The sequence below is a fragment of the Nocardioides caeni genome (genome assembly GCF_004912195.1).
In the GTDB taxonomy this organism is placed as follows: Bacteria; Actinomycetota; Actinomycetes; order Propionibacteriales; family Nocardioidaceae; genus Nocardioides; species Nocardioides caeni.
In genome coordinates this window covers 192,487-208,764 of the sequence record NZ_STGW01000006.1, presented here as the reverse complement: position 1 = coordinate 208,764, position 16,278 = coordinate 192,487, and the positions used below count along the sequence as shown (strand labels likewise).

The window sequence follows — 16,278 nt, the reverse complement described above, 5'->3', positions numbered from 1 at the left end:
GACATGGCACCGATCCCCCGTGACCGCCGGCCGGTCCCGGGGGATCGCCGCGCCGGCACTGCCCCTGCTGCTGGTGGGGCTGGCGATCGCGGCCCTCTCCCTGGTGCCGCTCGGCTACGTGATCTGGACGACGGCCGAGCTGGGGCGCGACGAGGCCGCCGAGTTCCTGTGGCGTCCTCGCATCGGCGAGTTGCTGTGGAACACCACGCGCCTGCTCGTCGTCGGGGTCCTCACGAGCACCGTCGTCGGCGTCGCGGGCGCGTGGATCGTCGAGCGCACCGACGTACCGGGACGGGGCTGGTGGCACGGTCTGCTCTGCGCCCCGCTCGCGGTGCCGGCGTTCGTCAACGGCTACGGCTGGGTGTCGACGACCCACGCCGTGCAGTCCTACTGGGGCGCGGTGATGGTGGTGACCCTGTCCTACTACCCGCTCGTCTATCTGCCGACGGTGGCCGCGCTGCGGCGACTCGACCCGTCGGTCGAGGAGGTCGCGACCGCGCTCGGCAAGGGCGTCGGTGCCGTGTTCCTGCGGGTGACCCTGCCCGCGATCAGCCCGGCGGTGCTCGGTGGCGCCCTGCTGGTCGGCCTCCACCTCCTGGCGGAGTACGGCGCCCTCCAGCTCCTCAACTACCCCACCCTGACGACCGCGATCCTGCAGCAGTACGCCACCGTGTTCAACGGCCCGGCCGCGACCCTGCTGGCCCTCGTGCTGGTCACCTTCTGCCTGCTGCTGCTCGGCCTCGAGCTGCTGCTGCGCGGACGACGACCCCGGGCGCGTGTCGGCGCCGGCACCAGCCGCACCGCGACGCCCCTGCGCCTGGGACGACTCCGCCCGGCCGTCGTGGGCGGCCTCGCCGGCCTGGCCGTCTGGTCGCTCGGGGTGCCCCTGGCCGCCCTCGTGCGGTGGCTCGCGCGGGGCACCTCCGCGGGTCTGGACACCGCCGAGCTGACCTCCGCGATCTGGTCGACGCTGAGCCTCGCGCTGCTCGCCGGCGTCGTCACCACCGCCGCCGCTGTCCCGGTGGTGTGGCTGACGGTGCGCCACCGCGGCCTGCTCACCACCGCCATCGAGCGCAGCGTCTACACCGCCAGCGCTCTGCCGGGCATCGTCATCGCCCTGGCCCTGGTCACGGTGTCGATCCGGTCGGTGCCGTGGATGTACCAGACCCTCGCCCTGCTCGTCGCCGGCTATCTCATCCTCTTCCTGCCGCGGGCCGTCGTCAGCGTCCGCGCGACCTTCGAGCTCGTCCCGCCCGGCCTCGAGGACGTGGCGCGCAACCTCGGCTGCAGCGGTCCCGGCGTCGCCGCCCGGGTCACCCTCCCCCTGGTGCTCCCCGGCATGGCCACCGCCGCCGCGCTCGTCGCCCTCGCGACGTCGACCGAGCTCACCGCCACGCTCCTGCTGGCGCCGCTCGGCACGGACACCCTCGCGACCGAGTTCTGGTCGGACGCGTCCTCGATCGCCTACGGTGCCGCGGCGCCGTACGCCCTGGCCCTGATCGTCCTGTCGGTGCCGTCGACCTGGCTGCTGGCGAGGCTGAGCATGAGGAGTGGTGAGGCCACGTGAGCACGCTGACCGGCGGGAACCCCGCCGCCCTGACCATCTCCGGCGTCACGGCCGGCTACGGCGCGACTCCCGTCCTGCGGGGAGTGGACCTGACGGTGCCAGGTGGTGTCACCTCGATCCTCGGCTCATCCGGCTGCGGCAAGACCACCTTGCTGCGGGCCGTCGCCGGCTTCGTCGAGCCCACCGGCGGCTCCATCGTCGTCAACGGCGAGACGGTGGTGGCACCGGGGCGTCGCAGCGTCCCCGCCCGTCGGCGCGGCGTCGGCTACGTGCCGCAGGAGGGCGCGCTCTTCCCGCACCTGACCGTGGCCCGCAACGTCGCCTTCGGGCTGTCCCGGGCCGAGCGGCGGGACTCCGCGTCGCGGGTCGCCGAGGCACTCGAGCTCGTCGAGATCTCCCCGGACCTGGCGCGGCGCCTGCCCCACGAGCTCTCCGGCGGACAGCAGCAGCGGGTCGCCCTGGCCCGTGCACTGGCCCCCCGTCCCGGCCTCGTCCTGCTCGACGAGCCGTTCTCCTCCCTGGACGCCTCGCTGCGCGAGGAGACCGGCCGCGCCGTCGTACGGGCGCTGCGTGCCGCCGAGGCCGCCGCCGTGCTGGTCACCCACGACCAGGGTGAGGCGCTGTCGCTGGCCGACCAGGTCGCGGTCATGGCGGGCGGTGAGTTCCTGCAGGTGGCCCCGCCCGCGGCGGTCTACCTGACGCCGGCGGACCCGCGGGTGGCGGCCTTCATCGGTCACGCCAGCCTGATGCCCGGCGAGGCGACCGGCGACGGGCGCGCCCGATGCGCCCTCGGCGAGGTCGCGGTCCGCAGCGCGACGCCCGCGACCGGCCCGGTCCAGCTCGCGGTGCGCTCCGAGCAGGTGCAGGTCGCACGCGAGGCCGACGACGGCGTCCTGGGCACCGTCCTGGACGCCAGCTTCTACGGCCACGACGCCACCGTCCGCATTCGCCTCGACGCGGGTCCGACGGTGACGGCCCGGACCCCGGCCGACACCGTGCCGGCCGCGGGCGACCGGGTGGGTGTGCGCGTGCTCGGTGACGTCATCGCCTTCGTCGGCTGACCCCTACGCCCGGTCGGGCGCCTCACCGGGGCTTGTTGACATTGAGACAATACTGGCGGAGTCTGCGATGGTGTTCACCGAAGAGATGTTCCAGGAGGCGCTGAGGCAGCCGCGGCTCCGCCAGCCCCTTCCCGACGTGCTCCTGACCCGCGCCGAGCCGATCCCGGTCATGGACGAGGACGAGCTCTCCGCGATGACCCGCCGATGGTTCGCCGAGTACGAGGCCAAGATCGCGTTCTACGCCGACCACGGGCTCGACATCGGCTGGACGCTCGAGTGGGCGAAGAAGTACTGGTGGAGCTGGCTGGTGCGCGACATGAGCTTCAACCACGAGCTCTACACCGACGACCTCCTCTACAAGGACGTCACCACCATGGGCGGCTACACCCGGGGGCTGAAGGAATTCGTCGACTACAACTTCGCCTTCTTCGACGCGATCCCCGACTGGCGCTACGACCCGATCCCCGGCCAGGTCTTCCTCGACCCGCGTCCCGACGGCTCCATGGGCATGGCGGTCCGCTACTACGGCAGCGGCCACCTCGTCGGTCCGCTCAAGCTGCATCCCTACGACGACACGGCGATGACCATCCCCGGCAACGGCGCCTTCGTCCAGTGCACGGCCGTCGACCGCTACCACTTCAACGCCGACGGGCTGATGTATGAGGGCGAGACGCTCTACGACATTCTCGACGCCGTGCAGACGACCGGCATGCTGCCCGCACCGCAGTCCCGCGGCTTCAACGCGATGATGCGGACCGCCGGCCTCGCCAACGCCGTCGCGACGAGGGTGCGCCGCGTCCTGCCGTGAAAATGCGCACCGCCCCCGGTCCAGGACCGGGGGCGGTGTCGTACCCGTGGCAGATGCAGGATTCGAACCTACGTAGGCGTTGCCGGCTGATTTACAGTCAGCTCCCTTTGGCCACTCGGGCAATCTGCCGGGTTTGTTGCGGACCCCGTCCGCGCCTGTCGAACGGTGCTGAGTTGGCTGGTCCGCAACGAGGCGAAACAATAGCGCAGCAGACCCGTCCCACCGAAACCAGCGCAGGTGACCACCATGGCCGACTCCTCCTTCGACATCGTCAGCAAGATCGACCGCCAGGAGGTCGACAACGCGCTGGGCCAGACCGCCCGCGAGATCGCGACCCGCTTCGACTTCAAGGGCACCGGCGCCACCATCGAGTGGAAGGGCGAGCACGCGATCGAGATCTCCGCGTCCGCCGACGACCGCGCCAGTGCGGTCCTCAGCGTCTTCCAGGACAAGCTGATCAAGCGCAACCAGTCGCTGAAGATCCTCGACGCCGGCGAGCCGCGCCCGTCCGGCCAGGTCTCCAAGATCGGCATCACGCTCAAGGAGGGCATCAGCTCGGAGGATGCCAAGAAGGTCTCCAAGCTGATCCGCGACGAGGGCCCCAAGGGCGTCAAGGCGCAGATCCAGGGCGACGAGCTGCGCGTCTCGTCCAAGAAGCGTGACGACCTGCAGGCGGTCCAGGCCCTGGTCAAGGCGCAGGACTACGACTTCGCCGTGCAGTTCACCAACTACCGCTGACCTTTCCCTCCGTGAACTTCGACCGCGCCCTGGGCGTCACCGTCGTGACGCTCACGGTGATCGCGCTGGGCATCGTCGGCGCCGCGGTCGCCCTGGCCAACGGCGTGATCGGCGGCGATGGCCAGCGGGCGGGCGAGGTCACGATCCAGTCGCCGGCTCCTCCTCCGCCGGGAGTGGTCGATCGCGCTGACACTGGCGCCAGCACCGGGGCGAGTGTGGGTGTGGTCGTGGACCCCTACCTGCCCGACCCCGCATGGCTCGGTCGTACGGCGGCCGCGACCGGCATTCCCGAGCGGGCCCTGGCGGCCTATGCCCGGGCACACCTGCAGATCCTCGACGAGCAGCCCGACTGCGCGGTCGCGTGGAACACCGTCGCCGCGCTCGGTGCAGTCGAGTCCGGGCACGGCACGTTCGGCGGAGCGCAGCTGGGCGCTGATGGCCGCCCCTCCCCCGAGATCCGCGGGCCCGCCCTCGACGGCGGCGACTTCGCCGCCATCCGCGACACCGACGGCGGCAGCCTCGACGGCGACACGACGTGGGACCGCGCGGTCGGCCCGCTGCAGTTCATCCCGTCCACGTGGGCCGACTGGGCCGCCGACGGCAACCGCGACGGCACCGCCGACCCCGACCAGATCGACGACGCCGCGTTGGCCGCGGGCCGCTACCTGTGCCACAGCGGTGAGCTCGACACCCCCGAAGCCTGGCAGCGGGCGGTCTTCAGCTTCAACCACTCCGACGCCTACGTCGCCGACATCGCGGGCCTGGCCAACAGCTACGCCGTGGCCGCGGGCTGAGCACTTCCCGGCTCAGCCCATCCGGTCGACGACGTGCTCGGCGATCGCCAGGCTCGACGTCGCCGCCGGCGACGGTGCGTTGCGCACCGAGGTGATGCCGTCGCTGGCATGGATGACGAAGTCGTCGACCAGCGAGCCGTCGGCCTCCACCGCCTGCGCCCGCAGACCGAGCCGCTCCCGCCGCACGTCCGCTGGGCCGATCGCCGGGACGTAGCGCTGCGCGCCACGGAGGTACGACGCCACGGACATCACGCCGCGCAGCTCCTCCAGGCCGGTGCGCCAATGGGACCGGGAGAACCGCCAGAAGCCGCCGAACCCGAGCGTCGCGGCGGCGTCGCGGGGCGAGAGGGAGGCCCGGCCGTAGCGGTCGCGGCTCAGGGCGAGGAAGGCGTTGGGCCCGATCTCGAGACCGCCGTCGACCCGGCGGGTGAAGTGCACGCCGAGGAACGGGTAGGCAGGGTCGGGCACCGGGTAGACCATGCCGCGCACGAGGTCCCGCTTGGCGGGGACGACGCTGAGGTACTCGCCGCGGAAGGGCACGATCCGGGGCTGCGGCGGGCCGCCGACGAGCCGCCCGAGGCGGTCGGACTGGAGGCCGCCGCACAGCACCAGCCGGCCGAACCGGTGCCGGGCCCCGGGGGTCGCGACCTCGATGGCGCCAGCCGTCCGCCGTACTCCCGTCACGGCGTGGCCCAGGTGCACCGCTCCCCCGGCGGCCACGACCTCGGCGGCCAGGGACTCGGCCACGGCGACAAAGTCGGTGATCGCGGTCTGCGGCGAGTGCAGCGCCGCGAGGCCGCGGGCGTGGGGCTCGATCTCCCGCAGGCCGGCCGCGTCCAGCCGGCTCAGGCCCGGGACGCCGTTGGCGCGAGCCGTGGCCTCCAGCGCATCGAAGCGTGCACTCTCGGCCGCGTCCACGGCGACGACCAGCTTGCCGCAGGCCTCGTAGGGGATCGCGTGCTCGGCGCAGTAGTCGCGCATCAGGTCCCGGCCGCGGGTGCACAGCTCGGCCTTGAGACTTCCGGGCCGGTAGTAGATCCCCGCGTGCACGACTCCGGAGTTGTGACCGGTCTGGTGCGCGCCGACCCGGTCCTCCTTCTCGAAGACCTCGACGCGCAGACCGGGCCTGCGCCGGGTCAGCTCGCGCGCGACGGCGAGCCCGACGATCCCCCCGCCGACGACCGCCACCGCATCCGTGTCCACGGGGATCGAACCTACGCGGCGTCGTACCCCGCGTGAGAAACCCACGCCCCTCGCGTGAGAAACCCCCACACTTCGGGCGAGAAACCGGCACACCTCGGGCACCATGGGCGCGTGAACCCGAGTGCCGCGATCGACATCGATGCCCCGCTGGAGCTGGTCTGGGGGGTGATGGTCGACACCACGTCCTACGGCGAGTGGAACCCCTTCGTGGTGCGGGCCGAGACGGCGCAGCCGGCGGCGATCGACAACCCGATCGTGCTGCACGTGCGCTGGGCCAACGGCCGTGGCACCCGATCGCCCGAGCGGATCACGACGCTCGACGGACCCACCACCTCCCCGGACGGCACGACGACCGCGCGGATGTCCTACGTGTTCGAGGGCTGGCCGGCACGACTCGGCCTGGTGCGCGGGGTGCGCCACCAGACCCTGACGCAACGGCCGGGCGGTCCGACTTCCTACGAGACGGTCGAGGAGTTCAGCGGACCGCTGGTGCGGCTGGCCGGACCGGGGCGGGTGGCCGACGGCTTCCGCCGGCATGCCGAGGGACTCAAGGCACGCGCGGAGGCGCTGGCTGCTTCGCCGCCGGCGGGATGAGGTCGTCGGAGTAGCGGGCGGCGAGCAGGGCGAACACGAGGATCGCGACGCCGCAGAGGATGTCGGCGACGATGTGCGCCTGGCGCCACAGCGGCATCTCGAAGGCGCCCGGCACCGAGTAGTGCGCGATGCCGATCAGTCCCGACACCGAGTAGCCGGTGAGCGCGATCGCGGCCGTCGTGATGTGACGGCGGAACCACAGCAGCAGCCCCACCGCACCGAACGCCGTGAAGAGGAACCACCCGACGCCCACGAGCCCGGCCGACGGCGCCGGGATGGAGGCGTCGGGACCGGGCACGGGGTAGTCGTCGTAGTTGGCGTAGTTGTCGACGTAGTGGACGATCGAGATCACGAAGGCCACCCCGAGCAGCCAGCACAGCACGCGGGTCGCTCGGAGGTAGCTCACCGCCCCAGCCTAGGTCGTGTCTGCCCTTCCTCGGTGGATGCCCGGGTCGTCCAGCGCGTGCGATGGCAAGGCGCCGGCGCGAAGACATGCTGGGCGCACGTTGAGCGTCGGCAACGCCGCCAGCGTGCGTGCTGGGCGACCTGGGCGCCGCCGGGAAGGGGAGACGCGGCCTCTTACGCGGACGCGACCTCCAGGACCGGGACCGACGTGGCCCCGGCCGTGGGCCGCAGCCACACCCGGGTCCCGACCTCGAGGTCGAGGGCGCGGGCGTGGGTCCGCGAGAGCACGACCAGCGCCGGCTCGCCCTGGCCCTCCACGTCGACGGCGAGGCGCACCTCGAAGCCGACCCGCAGGGATCGCTCGATCACGCCGGAGAGCACGCCGGGGGCGCCGGGCGTGGTCGAGAGCTCGATGTCGTGCGGACGCAGTCGGAACGGCCCGAGGCGGGTGACCTCGCCGAGAAAGCCCATCACGAAGTCGTTGGCGGGCTCGTCATAGAGCTGGTCCGGCGTGCCGACCTGCTCGATCCGTCCCTCGTTGATCACCACGATCTCGTCGGCCACCTCCAGCGCCTCCTCCTGGTCGTGGGTGACGAACACGGTCGTCACGTGGACCTCGTCGTGGAGACGGCGCAGCCAGTCGCGCAACTCCTTGCGGACCTTCGCGTCGAGAGCACCGAAGGGCTCGTCCAGCAGCAGGACGTTGGGCTCGACCGCCAGCGCACGTGCCAGCGCGAGACGCTGCCGCTGACCACCCGAGAGCTGCGAGGGCAGCCGGTGCGCGAACTGCGAGAGGTGGACGAGCTCCAGCAGCTCGGCGACCTTGGTCTTCACCTCCGCCTTGGGCCGCTTGCGGATCTCGAGGCCGAAGGCGACGTTCTTCGCGACCGTCATGTGCTTGAACACGGCGTAGTGCTGGAAGACGAAGCCGACATTGCGCTTCTGCGGCGGCAGCTTGGTCGCGTCGATGCCCTCGATCTCGACCGAGCCCGAGTCGGCCGACTCGAGCCCGGCGATGATCCGCAGCAGGGTCGACTTCCCACCGCCGCTCGGCCCGAGCAGGGCGGTCAGCTGTCCGGTCGGCAGTGACACGTTGATGTTGTCGAGCGCCACGAAGTCCCCGTAGGACTTGTTGACGCCCGCGATCAGGATGTTCATACGTGATCCTCCTTGCGGATCAGCGAGACGACGACCAGGGCCAGCACGGACGCGAGCACGAGCACGAAGGCAGCGGCGTACGCCGTGGGCTCCTGGTAATTGGTGTAGCGGTTCTGGATGAGGAGGGTGGCGGTCTCACCACGGAACTCGGCGCCCGGACTGACGATCTTGACCGCCCCGAACTCGCCGAGTGAGCGGGCCATGCTGAGCACGACGCCGTAGACCACGGCCCACTTGATGCTCGGCAGCGTGATCCGCCGGAAGGTCTGCCACCCGGTGGCCCCGAGGCTGCTGGCGGCGAGCTCGGCGTCGGTGCCGATCTCCTCCAGCACGGGGACGACCTCCCGGATCACCAGCGGCAGGCTGACGAAGGCGGTCGCCATGATCAGTCCGGGCGTGGTGCCGATGATGTAGAAGCCCACCGACGCCAGAGCGCTGCCGAACCAGCCCTGCCCGGTGCTGTAGGCCAGCACCAGCGCCAGCCCCACGACGACGGGCGAGACCGACATCGGCAGGTCGACGAGGACCGACAGGATCCGCCGTCCCGGGAAGCGGTAGCGCACGATCAGCAGCGAGATGCCCACGCCGAAGACGGTGTTGATCACCACCGACCAGAACGCCACCGTGGCGGTCAGGTTGAAGGCGTAGGACACCGACGGGTCGCTGAGCCGCTCGACGAAGGCCCCGAAGCCACCCCCGGCGCCGCGGTCGGGCGGGAAGAAGGTCTGCTGCCCGACCTCCCACAGCGGCCAGATGACCAGCACCGCGAGGTAGGTGATCACGAAGATCCGGAGCAGGTAGGTCACAGGTCCCTTGCGGGACCGGATCGAGGTCTCAGCCACGACGCGCCACCCTTCGCGAGATCAGGTCGAGCGCCACGATGGTGACGACCGCGACGAGGAGCAGCAGGACGGCGACCGCGGCGGCACCCGCCTGGTTGTCTCCCTCGAGGAACTTCAGGATCTTCAGCGACGCCACCTCGGTCTGGTAGGGCGTGTTGCCCGAGATGAGGACCAGCGAGCCGAACTCGCTGATCGCCCGGGCGAACCCCAGCGAGGAGCCGGCCGCGATCGCCGGCACCAGGCTCGGCAGGATCACGCGACGGAAGGTCGTGAAGCGCGAGGCTCCCAGCGAGGCCGCAGCCTCCTCGACGTCGGCGTCGAGCTCGATCAACACCGGCTGGACCGTGCGCACGACGAACGGCAGCGTGACGAACAGCAGCGCCAGGAAGATGCCCTCCCGGGTGTTGACGATGTTGACCCCGACCGGGCTGTCGGGCCCCCACAGGCTCAACAGCACCAGGCCGGCGACGATCGTCGGCAGCGCGAACGGGATGTCGATGACGACGTCCAGCACCCGCTTGCCCCAGAAGTGGTCACGGACCAGGACCCACGCGACGACCGTGCCGACGAAGGCGTTGACGACGGTGACCAGGAACGCCTCGACGACCGTGAGCCTCAGGGCCGCAAAGGTCTGGGCGTCGGTGAGCGTGCCCCAGAACGACGCCCAGCCACCTTCGGCGGCCGCGCCGATCACCGCTGCCAGCGGCAGCATGACGAGCACGCTGAACCAGACCAGGGCGACGCCCAGGCCCAGTCCCGACGTCGGGGTCAGGCGGAAGAGCCCACCGTTGGCGGCGCTCCCGCGACCACGTCGACCAGGTCGACCAGCACGCCCCGGCCCCCGACCCGCAGGGCGGGCCGGGGGCGGGGACGCGACGAGCGTCTGTGTCATCGGCGGGTCACTGCTTCGTGGCTGCGGCGTACAGCTTGTCGAAGCGCAGCTTCACGCCGTCCTTGCCGAACCACTCGGCCGTCACGTCGGACCAGCCGCCGAGGTCGGCGATCGTGTAGAGCTGCCCGGCGGGAGCCGGGAAGGGGTCGGCCGGGTCGTTGGCGCCGTCCACCTCGATGTCGCTGATGTCGAGGTCGCCGACGGGGCGGAAGCCCTTCTTCACGAACTCGGTCTGGCCGGCGTCGCTGAGCACGAACTCGAGCCAGTCGGTGGCGACCGGGTCGGCGTCCTCGAGCACGGCGCCGGGATTCTCGATCAGGAAGGAGGTCTCCGGGACGACGTAGTCCAGCTCCTCACCGTTCTGCTTCGCGAGGATGGCCTCGTTCTCGTAGGTGATCAGCACGTTGCCGACACCCTTCTTGAACGCCTCGGTGGCCTCGCGGCCGCTCGCGGCCCACGTGGCCACGTTGCCGAAGACGTCCTTGAGGTAGGCGTCCGCCTCGGCCTCGGTGGCGCCCTGCGCGAGGGCGTGGGTGTAGAGCGCGAGGATGTTCCAGCGGGCCGCGCCGGAGCTGGCCGGGTCGGCGGTGATGACCTTGACGTCGTCGCGGGTCAGGTCCTCCCAGCCGGTGATGCCGAGCGGGTTGCCCTTCTCGACGGCGATGACGGCGATCGAGGAGGAGACGATGCCCTTGTTGGGGCCGGCGTTCCAGTCGTCGGCCACCAGGCCGGCGTCGACGAGTCGCGTCACGTCCCCCTCGAGGGAGAAGTGGACGTAGTCGACGTCCTTGCCGTCGGTGTCGGCGACCTTGCGGCTCTGCTCGCCGGAGGCGCCGTAGGAGCCGGAGAAGGTCACGCCCTCGCCCGCGTCGGTCTTGTTGAACTCGGTGGCGATCGCCTTGTTGGCGGCCTCCGGGACGGCGAACCCGACGATGTTGATCGTCTCGGCATCGTCGGAGCCTCCTGCGCTCGCGCAGGCCGACAGCGCCAGTGCGCTCGTCACTGCGACGGCAGCAGCCTTCATCACTCGCTTCATTGCACCCATACCTTCGGTCGGTCCGGCGCTGTCCCACACCGGATCGGTTAACTTGAGTGGAATACTACACATAGAAGAGATTGAAGGCGCTGCCCCTGCACCCGAAATGAACCCCCGGGATGACGCAGGTCACACCCGCGCGGCGGGCGTGGCCGGCCATCGGCGTCAGCCGCGGCGAATCTGACCGCACCGTGGCGCCGAATCGAGCGCGGCGCTGCGGCCGTCTATCGTGGGAAAGGCCGTGAGACTCGGACAACGGCTGCGACTGGACAGGTGTCCACCTAAAGTGGAACGTGTTCTAGATTCGCCGTAGGATCAGTGGCGACGAGCCGACCACAGCGGCTCGCCCGAGATGTTGAGAGAGTGGACCGACGTGAGCCAGACCAAGCAGGTCAAGCAGCTGGACCGGGTGATCATCCGGTTCGCGGGCGACTCCGGTGACGGCATGCAGCTGACGGGTGACCGGTTCACCCAGGGGTCGGCGGTGTTCGGCAACGACCTGGTGACGCTGCCCAACTTCCCCGCCGAGATCCGCGCCCCCCAGGGCACGATCCCCGGGGTGTCGTCGTTCCAGATCCACTTCGCCGACCACGACATCCTCACCGCGGGTGACCGTCCCGACGTGCTGGTCGCGATGAACCCGGCAGCGCTGAAGGCCAACCTGGGCGACCTGCCCAAGGGCGCGACGATCATCGTGGACACCGCCGACTTCACCAAGCGCAACCTCGACAAGGCCGGCTACGAGTCCAACCCGCTGGACAAGCTCGGCGAGGTCGACGACATCCTCTCCGGCTTCCAGGTCCAGCCCGTCGACCTGACCGGCATCACGGTCGAGGCCGTCAAGGAGTTCGGCCTGTCCCGCAAGGACGCCTCGCGGGCCAAGAACATGTTCGCCCTCGGTCTGCTGTCGTGGATGTACGGGCGCCCCACCGAGCCGACCATCGCGTTCCTCGAGAAGAAGTTCGCCAAGGTGCCCGCGATCCTCGGCGCCAACATCGCGGCGTTCAAGGCCGGCTGGAACTACGGTGAGACCACCGAGACCTTCGTCGTCCAGTACGAGGTCAAGCCGGCCAAGATGCGTCCCGGCACCTACCGCAACATCACGGGCAACCTTGCTCTGGCCTACGGCCTGGTGGCCGCCGGCGTCCGGGCCGACCTGCCGGTCTTCCTCGGCTCCTACCCGATCACCCCGGCCTCCGACATCCTCCACGAGCTGGCCCGACACAAGTCGTTCGGTGTGACCACCTTCCAGGCCGAGGACGAGATCGCCGGGATCGGCGCCGCCGTGGGCGCCGCCTTCGCCGGCCAGCTCGCGGTCACCACCACCTCCGGACCGGGCATCGCCCTCAAGGGCGAGGCCATCGGCCTGGCGGTCATGACCGAGCTGCCGCTCGTCGTCGTCAACGTCCAGCGCGGCGGACCCTCCACGGGTCTGCCGACCAAGACCGAGCAGTCCGACCTGCTGCAGGCGATGTACGGCCGCAACGGCGAGGCACCCGTCCCGATCGTCGCCGCCCAGTCACCCGGCGACTGCTTCGCCGCCGCCGTCGAGGCCGCCCGGATCGCCATCACCTACCGCACCCCCGTCTTCCTGCTCACCGACGGCTATCTCGCCAACGGCTCGGAGCCGTGGGCCATCCCCGACGTCGCGGACCTGCCCGACATCGACCCCGACTTCGCCACCGGTCCCAATCACGTCTCCGCCAAGAGCCAGAACGACGGCGACGGCGCACCCGACGAGTACTGGCCCTACCTGCGCGACCCCGAGACCCTCGCCCGCCCGTGGGCCATCCCCGGCACTCCCGGTCTCGAGCACCGCATCGGCGGCCTCGAGAAGGGCGACGGGCACGGCAACATCTCCTACGACCCGGCCAACCACGACAAGATGGTCCGGATCCGTGCCGAGAAGGTGCAGCGCATCGCCGACGGCCTCGACCCGCTCCGCGTCGACGACCCGTCCGGCCCCCCAGGTGATGGTGCCAAGGTGCTCGTGATCGGCTGGGGCTCGACCTACGGCCCGATCGGCGCGGCCTGCCGCCGCGTGCGCCGCGCCGGCTACGACGTCGCGCAGGTCCACCTGCGTCACATCAACCCGTTCCCGAAGGACCTGGGCGACATCCTGTCCCGCTACGACAAGGTCCTCGTGCCCGAGATGAACCTCGGCCAGCTGTCCCGTCTCCTGCGCGCCGAGTACCTCGTCGACGCCCAGGGCTACAACCACGTCTACGGCCTGCCGCTCAAGGCCGCCGAGCTCGCCGAGGCCATCGGACGCCTCATCGGCGACGCCGAGGGCCGCGAGGTCGAGCTCGGCGAGCACGGCCTCAACCTGCCCGCCGACCACGAGAACACCGAGGAGGCCTGATCATGACTGCCATCGATCTCCCCATGCCCCAGCTCGGGACCGCACTCGTCCCCACCCTCCCCGAGGGCGAGAAGCAGACCGCCAAGGACTTCTCCTCCGACCAGGAAGTCCGCTGGTGCCCCGGCTGCGGCGACTACGCCGTCCTCAAGGCCGTCCAGTCCTTCCTCCCCGACCTCGGACTCAAGCGCGAGAACATCGTCTTCATCTCCGGCATCGGCTGCTCCTCGAGGTTCCCCTACTACCTCGACACCTACGGCATGCACTCCATCCACGGACGCGCACCCTCCATCGCCACCGGACTCGCCACCGCCCGCGAAGACCTCTCCGTCTGGGTCGTCACCGGCGACGGCGACGCCCTCTCCATCGGCGGCAACCACCTCATCCACGCCCTGCGCCGCAACGTCAACATGACGATCCTGCTCTTCAACAACCGCATCTACGGACTCACCAAGGGCCAGTACTCCCCCACCAGCGAGGTCGGCAAGGTCACCAAGACCACCCCCCTCGGCTCCATCGACGCACCCTTCAACCCCGTCTCCCTCGCCCTCGGCGCCGAAGCGACCTTCGTGGCCCGCACCATCGACTCCGACCGCAAACACCTCACCGCCGTCCTCGCCGCAGCCGCCGCCCACCGCGGCACCAGCCTCGTCGAGATCTACCAGAACTGCCCGATCTTCAACGACGGCGCCTTCGACGCCATCAAGGGCATGGGTGACTACGACCGTGCGACCGCCGAGCACGCCGTGATCCCGCTGGTGCACGGCCAGCCGATCACGTTCGGCAGCCGTGACGAGGCAACCGGGCAGGGCGACAAGGCCCTCGTCCGCGGCGCAAACGGCAGCATCGAGATCGTCGACACCGCCGCAGTCGCCGCCGACGCGATCCTGGTCCACGACGCGGCCAACCCCGACCCGTCGACGGCGTTCGCGATCAGCCGCCTGACCGATGCCGGCTACCTCAACCGCAGCCCGATCGGCATCTTCCGCCAGGTCGACCGGCCGACCTACGACGACCAGGCCCGCGCCCAAGTCGCGGTCTCGAAGGAGAAGGTCTCCGGCACCAACGAGGAGCGCCTCACCGCGCTCATCAACGCCGGCGACACCTGGACCATCGACTGAACCGGTCGTCGAGGAGGTTTCGCAGCAACCGTCACAAGACGCCTGCAATGACGAAGGGCCCCGCTGATGGCGGGGCCCTTCGTCGTGATGGAGCAGGTCAGCTGCAGGTGATGGCCCCGATGTAGACCTCGGTGCGGGCGAAACTGGCCGTCTCGGCGGCGTAGAGACGGAAGCGGGTCCCGCAGCGGCCGGCAAACGTCATCTTGAAGCCGCCCGTGTCCGAGCGGGTGATGACCGACTTGACGTTGCGCCACCGGTTGGTGGAGCGGTGCCACGACCGCAGCCACACACGCTGGCCGGGGTTGGAGGTCAGCCGGGCCTGGACGTAGAAGACACCTTCGCGGCGGGTCTCGTCGGCCTTGAGGCGGGTGAACGTGTGCTTCGGCTTGGCGACCTTCGTCGCCACGGGGCCGTCGGCCACCGGGGCGGCCTGGGCGGAGGAGCCCATCGTGAAGCTGAGCATCACGGCGGTGAACGCCGCGATCAGTGCGGTCAGGATCCGAGTGAAACGCATGAGGAGACAACTCCTGGTCATCGTGGGGTGTGAACGGGAACCGGGTGCCCGCCCCACCACTCTCTCAAACCACCCCCGCCCTGCGCACCTCCGGCCCGGGACTACTGTCGGCTCGTGTCGGATTCCCGCCGCGGCCTGCTGCTGGGTCTGCTCGCCTACCTGTTGTGGGGCGGCTTCCCTCTCTACTGGCCGCTGCTCGAGCCCAGCGCCCCCGTCGAGATCCTGGCCCACCGCATCGTGTGGTCGCTGGTCGTCATGGGAGCACTCGTGCTGGTGCTGCGTCGTACGACGCAACTGCGTGTCCTGCTGCAGGACCGCCGCAAGGTCCTTCTGCTCGTGCTCGCGGCGGTGACGATCACGTCCAACTGGGGCACCTACATCTACGGCGTCACCAACGACCGCGTCGTCGAGACCTCGCTCGGCTACTTCATCAACCCGCTGGTGACGGTGCTGATGGGTGTGCTGATCCTGGGCGAGCGGCTGCGACCCGCCCAGTGGACGGCGCTCGGGATCGGCTTCCTGGCCGTGGTCGTACTGACCCTGGACTACGGCCGCCTCCCGGTGATCGCCCTCGTGCTGGCCTTCTCGTTCGGCACCTACGGCCTGGCGAAGAAGTCCGCCGGCGTCGGAACCGTCGAGAGCCTCACGTTCGAGACGGCGCTGCTCACGCCGATCGCCGCCGGCTACCTGCTCTGGCTCGGCTCCGCCGGCGAGGCGCACTTCGCCGGGGAGGGCGGCGGGCACGTGGCGCTGCTGGTCGCGAGCGGCGTGGTGACAGCGGTGCCGCTGCTGTGCTTCGGCGCGGCCGCCACGCGGATCCCGATGACGACCCTCGGCCTGCTGCAGTACCTGACGCCCGTCATCCAGTTCGTCCTCGGCATCACCCTCTTCGCCGAGCACATGCCGCCCGGTCGCTGGGCGGGCTTCGCGCTGGTCTGGCTGGCCCTGGTGATCTTCTCCGTGGAGGCCGTGCGCCACCACCGCCGCACCCTCGCCCTCGCCGCGGAGGCCAGCGCCCTCTGAGGGGTGGCGCCTGCGGTGCCGGACGGGGCGACCCCCACCCGGCAACCACGGCCACGTGCAGTGGCGGCGGGGTGCACGCCGCCACCGCACGGGGCGTCGGGTCAGGGCCGCACCCCACGTCCGGCTGGTTCCTGGCCCGTCGTCCATGGTGTCCTGCCGACGG

Annotated in this window: 16 protein-coding genes and 1 tRNA gene; 9 read left to right on the top strand and 8 right to left on the bottom strand. The window is 70.6% G+C overall.

Annotated elements, in window-relative coordinates; genetic code table 11:
• Positions 1–19: 19 nt before the first annotated feature.
• The 3 genes from E9934_RS11655 (at position 20) to E9934_RS11645 (ending at position 3,436) form a co-directional block, all read left to right on the top strand.
• Positions 20–1,567 carry an ABC transporter permease gene (locus E9934_RS11655; RefSeq protein WP_202977272.1) on the top strand — a complete coding sequence of 516 codons (1,548 nt, stop codon included), beginning with the start codon at positions 20–22 and terminating at the stop codon, positions 1,565–1,567.
• Complete coding sequence (locus E9934_RS11650) at positions 1,564–2,628, top strand: ABC transporter ATP-binding protein (protein WP_238694919.1); 1,065 nt, start codon at positions 1,564–1,566, stop codon at positions 2,626–2,628. Before E9934_RS11655 ends, E9934_RS11650 begins: the two co-directional genes overlap by 4 nt.
• Positions 2,629–2,695: 67 nt before the next feature.
• Complete coding sequence (locus E9934_RS11645) at positions 2,696–3,436, top strand: nuclear transport factor 2 family protein (protein WP_136563045.1); 741 nt, start codon at positions 2,696–2,698, stop codon at positions 3,434–3,436.
• A gap of 47 nt (positions 3,437–3,483) precedes the next feature.
• On the opposite strand, the gene E9934_RS11640 is transcribed toward E9934_RS11645, so the two are convergent.
• Positions 3,484–3,565: transfer RNA gene (locus tag E9934_RS11640), tRNA-Tyr, on the bottom strand.
• Positions 3,566–3,682: 117 nt separating this feature from the next.
• Here E9934_RS11640 and E9934_RS11635 point away from each other — a divergent pair.
• A complete protein-coding gene (locus E9934_RS11635) occupies positions 3,683–4,174 on the top strand; it encodes a YajQ family cyclic di-GMP-binding protein (RefSeq protein WP_136563044.1) in 492 nt (163 codons plus the stop codon).
• 11 nt (positions 4,175–4,185) lie between these two features.
• Positions 4,186–4,968 carry a lytic transglycosylase domain-containing protein gene (locus tag E9934_RS11630; protein WP_202977271.1) on the top strand — a complete coding sequence of 261 codons (783 nt, stop codon included), beginning with the start codon at positions 4,186–4,188 and terminating at the stop codon, positions 4,966–4,968.
• 12 nt (positions 4,969–4,980) lie between these two features.
• Here the strand turns inward: E9934_RS11630 and lhgO are convergent, their stop codons facing one another.
• Complete coding sequence (lhgO, locus tag E9934_RS11625; protein ID WP_238694918.1) at positions 4,981–6,171, bottom strand: L-2-hydroxyglutarate oxidase; 1,191 nt, start codon at positions 6,169–6,171, stop codon at positions 4,981–4,983.
• Positions 6,172–6,282: 111 nt separating this feature from the next.
• Here lhgO and E9934_RS11620 point away from each other — a divergent pair, with 111 nt between their 5' ends.
• Positions 6,283–6,765 carry an SRPBCC domain-containing protein gene (locus E9934_RS11620; protein ID WP_158294986.1) on the top strand — a complete coding sequence of 161 codons (483 nt, stop codon included), beginning with the start codon at positions 6,283–6,285 and terminating at the stop codon, positions 6,763–6,765.
• Here the strand turns inward: E9934_RS11620 and E9934_RS11615 are convergent.
• From E9934_RS11615 to E9934_RS11595, 5 genes are all read right to left on the bottom strand, one after another.
• On the bottom strand, positions 6,719–7,171 hold the full coding sequence (locus E9934_RS11615; RefSeq protein WP_136563040.1) for a hypothetical protein: 453 nt from the start codon (positions 7,169–7,171) through the stop codon (positions 6,719–6,721). The two genes, E9934_RS11620 and E9934_RS11615, sit on opposite strands and share 47 nt — an antisense overlap.
• A gap of 173 nt (positions 7,172–7,344) precedes the next feature.
• Positions 7,345–8,328, bottom strand: coding sequence for a sulfate/molybdate ABC transporter ATP-binding protein (locus E9934_RS11610; RefSeq protein ID WP_136563039.1), 984 nt, complete (start codon positions 8,326–8,328; stop codon positions 7,345–7,347).
• The gene (locus tag E9934_RS11605; protein WP_136563038.1) at positions 8,325–9,170 is read right to left on the bottom strand and encodes a sulfate ABC transporter permease; all 846 of its coding nucleotides are present in this window, start codon (positions 9,168–9,170) and stop codon (positions 8,325–8,327) included. Before E9934_RS11605 ends, E9934_RS11610 begins: the two co-directional genes overlap by 4 nt.
• Positions 9,163–10,062: a sulfate ABC transporter permease subunit CysT gene (gene cysT, locus E9934_RS11600; RefSeq protein WP_136563037.1), complete on the bottom strand. Its 900-nt coding sequence runs from the start codon at positions 10,060–10,062 to the stop codon at positions 9,163–9,165. The genes E9934_RS11605 and cysT overlap by 8 nt, the downstream gene beginning before the upstream one ends.
• A gap of 7 nt (positions 10,063–10,069) precedes the next feature.
• Positions 10,070–11,098 carry an extracellular solute-binding protein gene (locus E9934_RS11595; RefSeq protein ID WP_136563036.1) on the bottom strand — a complete coding sequence of 343 codons (1,029 nt, stop codon included), beginning with the start codon at positions 11,096–11,098 and terminating at the stop codon, positions 10,070–10,072.
• 373 nt (positions 11,099–11,471) lie between these two features.
• On the opposite strand from E9934_RS11595, the gene E9934_RS11590 reads away from it, so the two are divergent.
• Positions 11,472–13,460, top strand: a complete 1,989-nt coding sequence (locus E9934_RS11590) for a 2-oxoacid:acceptor oxidoreductase subunit alpha (protein ID WP_238694917.1) — start codon at positions 11,472–11,474, stop codon at positions 13,458–13,460.
• Positions 13,461–13,462: 2 nt separating this feature from the next.
• Positions 13,463–14,578 carry a 2-oxoacid:ferredoxin oxidoreductase subunit beta gene (locus E9934_RS11585; protein WP_193556899.1) on the top strand — a complete coding sequence of 372 codons (1,116 nt, stop codon included), beginning with the start codon at positions 13,463–13,465 and terminating at the stop codon, positions 14,576–14,578.
• 97 nt (positions 14,579–14,675) lie between these two features.
• Here the strand turns inward: E9934_RS11585 and E9934_RS11580 are convergent, their stop codons facing one another.
• On the bottom strand, positions 14,676–15,092 hold the full coding sequence (locus tag E9934_RS11580) for a hypothetical protein (protein ID WP_136563034.1): 417 nt from the start codon (positions 15,090–15,092) through the stop codon (positions 14,676–14,678).
• 114 nt (positions 15,093–15,206) lie between these two features.
• On the opposite strand from E9934_RS11580, the gene rarD reads away from it, so the two are divergent.
• A complete protein-coding gene (gene rarD, locus E9934_RS11575; protein ID WP_162851548.1) occupies positions 15,207–16,115 on the top strand; it encodes an EamA family transporter RarD in 909 nt (302 codons plus the stop codon).
• The last annotated feature ends 163 nt before the right edge of the window (positions 16,116–16,278 follow it).

What these genes read in the sequence shown, in the direction of transcription:
- cysT (WP_136563037.1), bottom strand. Translation starts at nt 10,062, where the DNA reads ATGACACAGACGCTCGTCGCGTCCCCGCCCCCGGCCCGCCCTGCGGGT.
- E9934_RS11595 (WP_136563036.1), bottom strand. Translation starts at nt 11,098, where the DNA reads ATGAAGCGAGTGATGAAGGCTGCTGCCGTCGCAGTGACGAGCGCACTG.
- E9934_RS11635 (WP_136563044.1), top strand. Translation starts at nt 3,683, where the DNA reads ATGGCCGACTCCTCCTTCGACATCGTCAGCAAGATCGACCGCCAGGAG.
- E9934_RS11585 (WP_193556899.1), top strand. Translation starts at nt 13,463, where the DNA reads ATGACTGCCATCGATCTCCCCATGCCCCAGCTCGGGACCGCACTCGTC.
- E9934_RS11580 (WP_136563034.1), bottom strand. Translation starts at nt 15,092, where the DNA reads ATGCGTTTCACTCGGATCCTGACCGCACTGATCGCGGCGTTCACCGCC.
- E9934_RS11610 (WP_136563039.1), bottom strand. Translation starts at nt 8,328, where the DNA reads ATGAACATCCTGATCGCGGGCGTCAACAAGTCCTACGGGGACTTCGTG.
- E9934_RS11645 (WP_136563045.1), top strand. Translation starts at nt 2,696, where the DNA reads ATGGTGTTCACCGAAGAGATGTTCCAGGAGGCGCTGAGGCAGCCGCGG.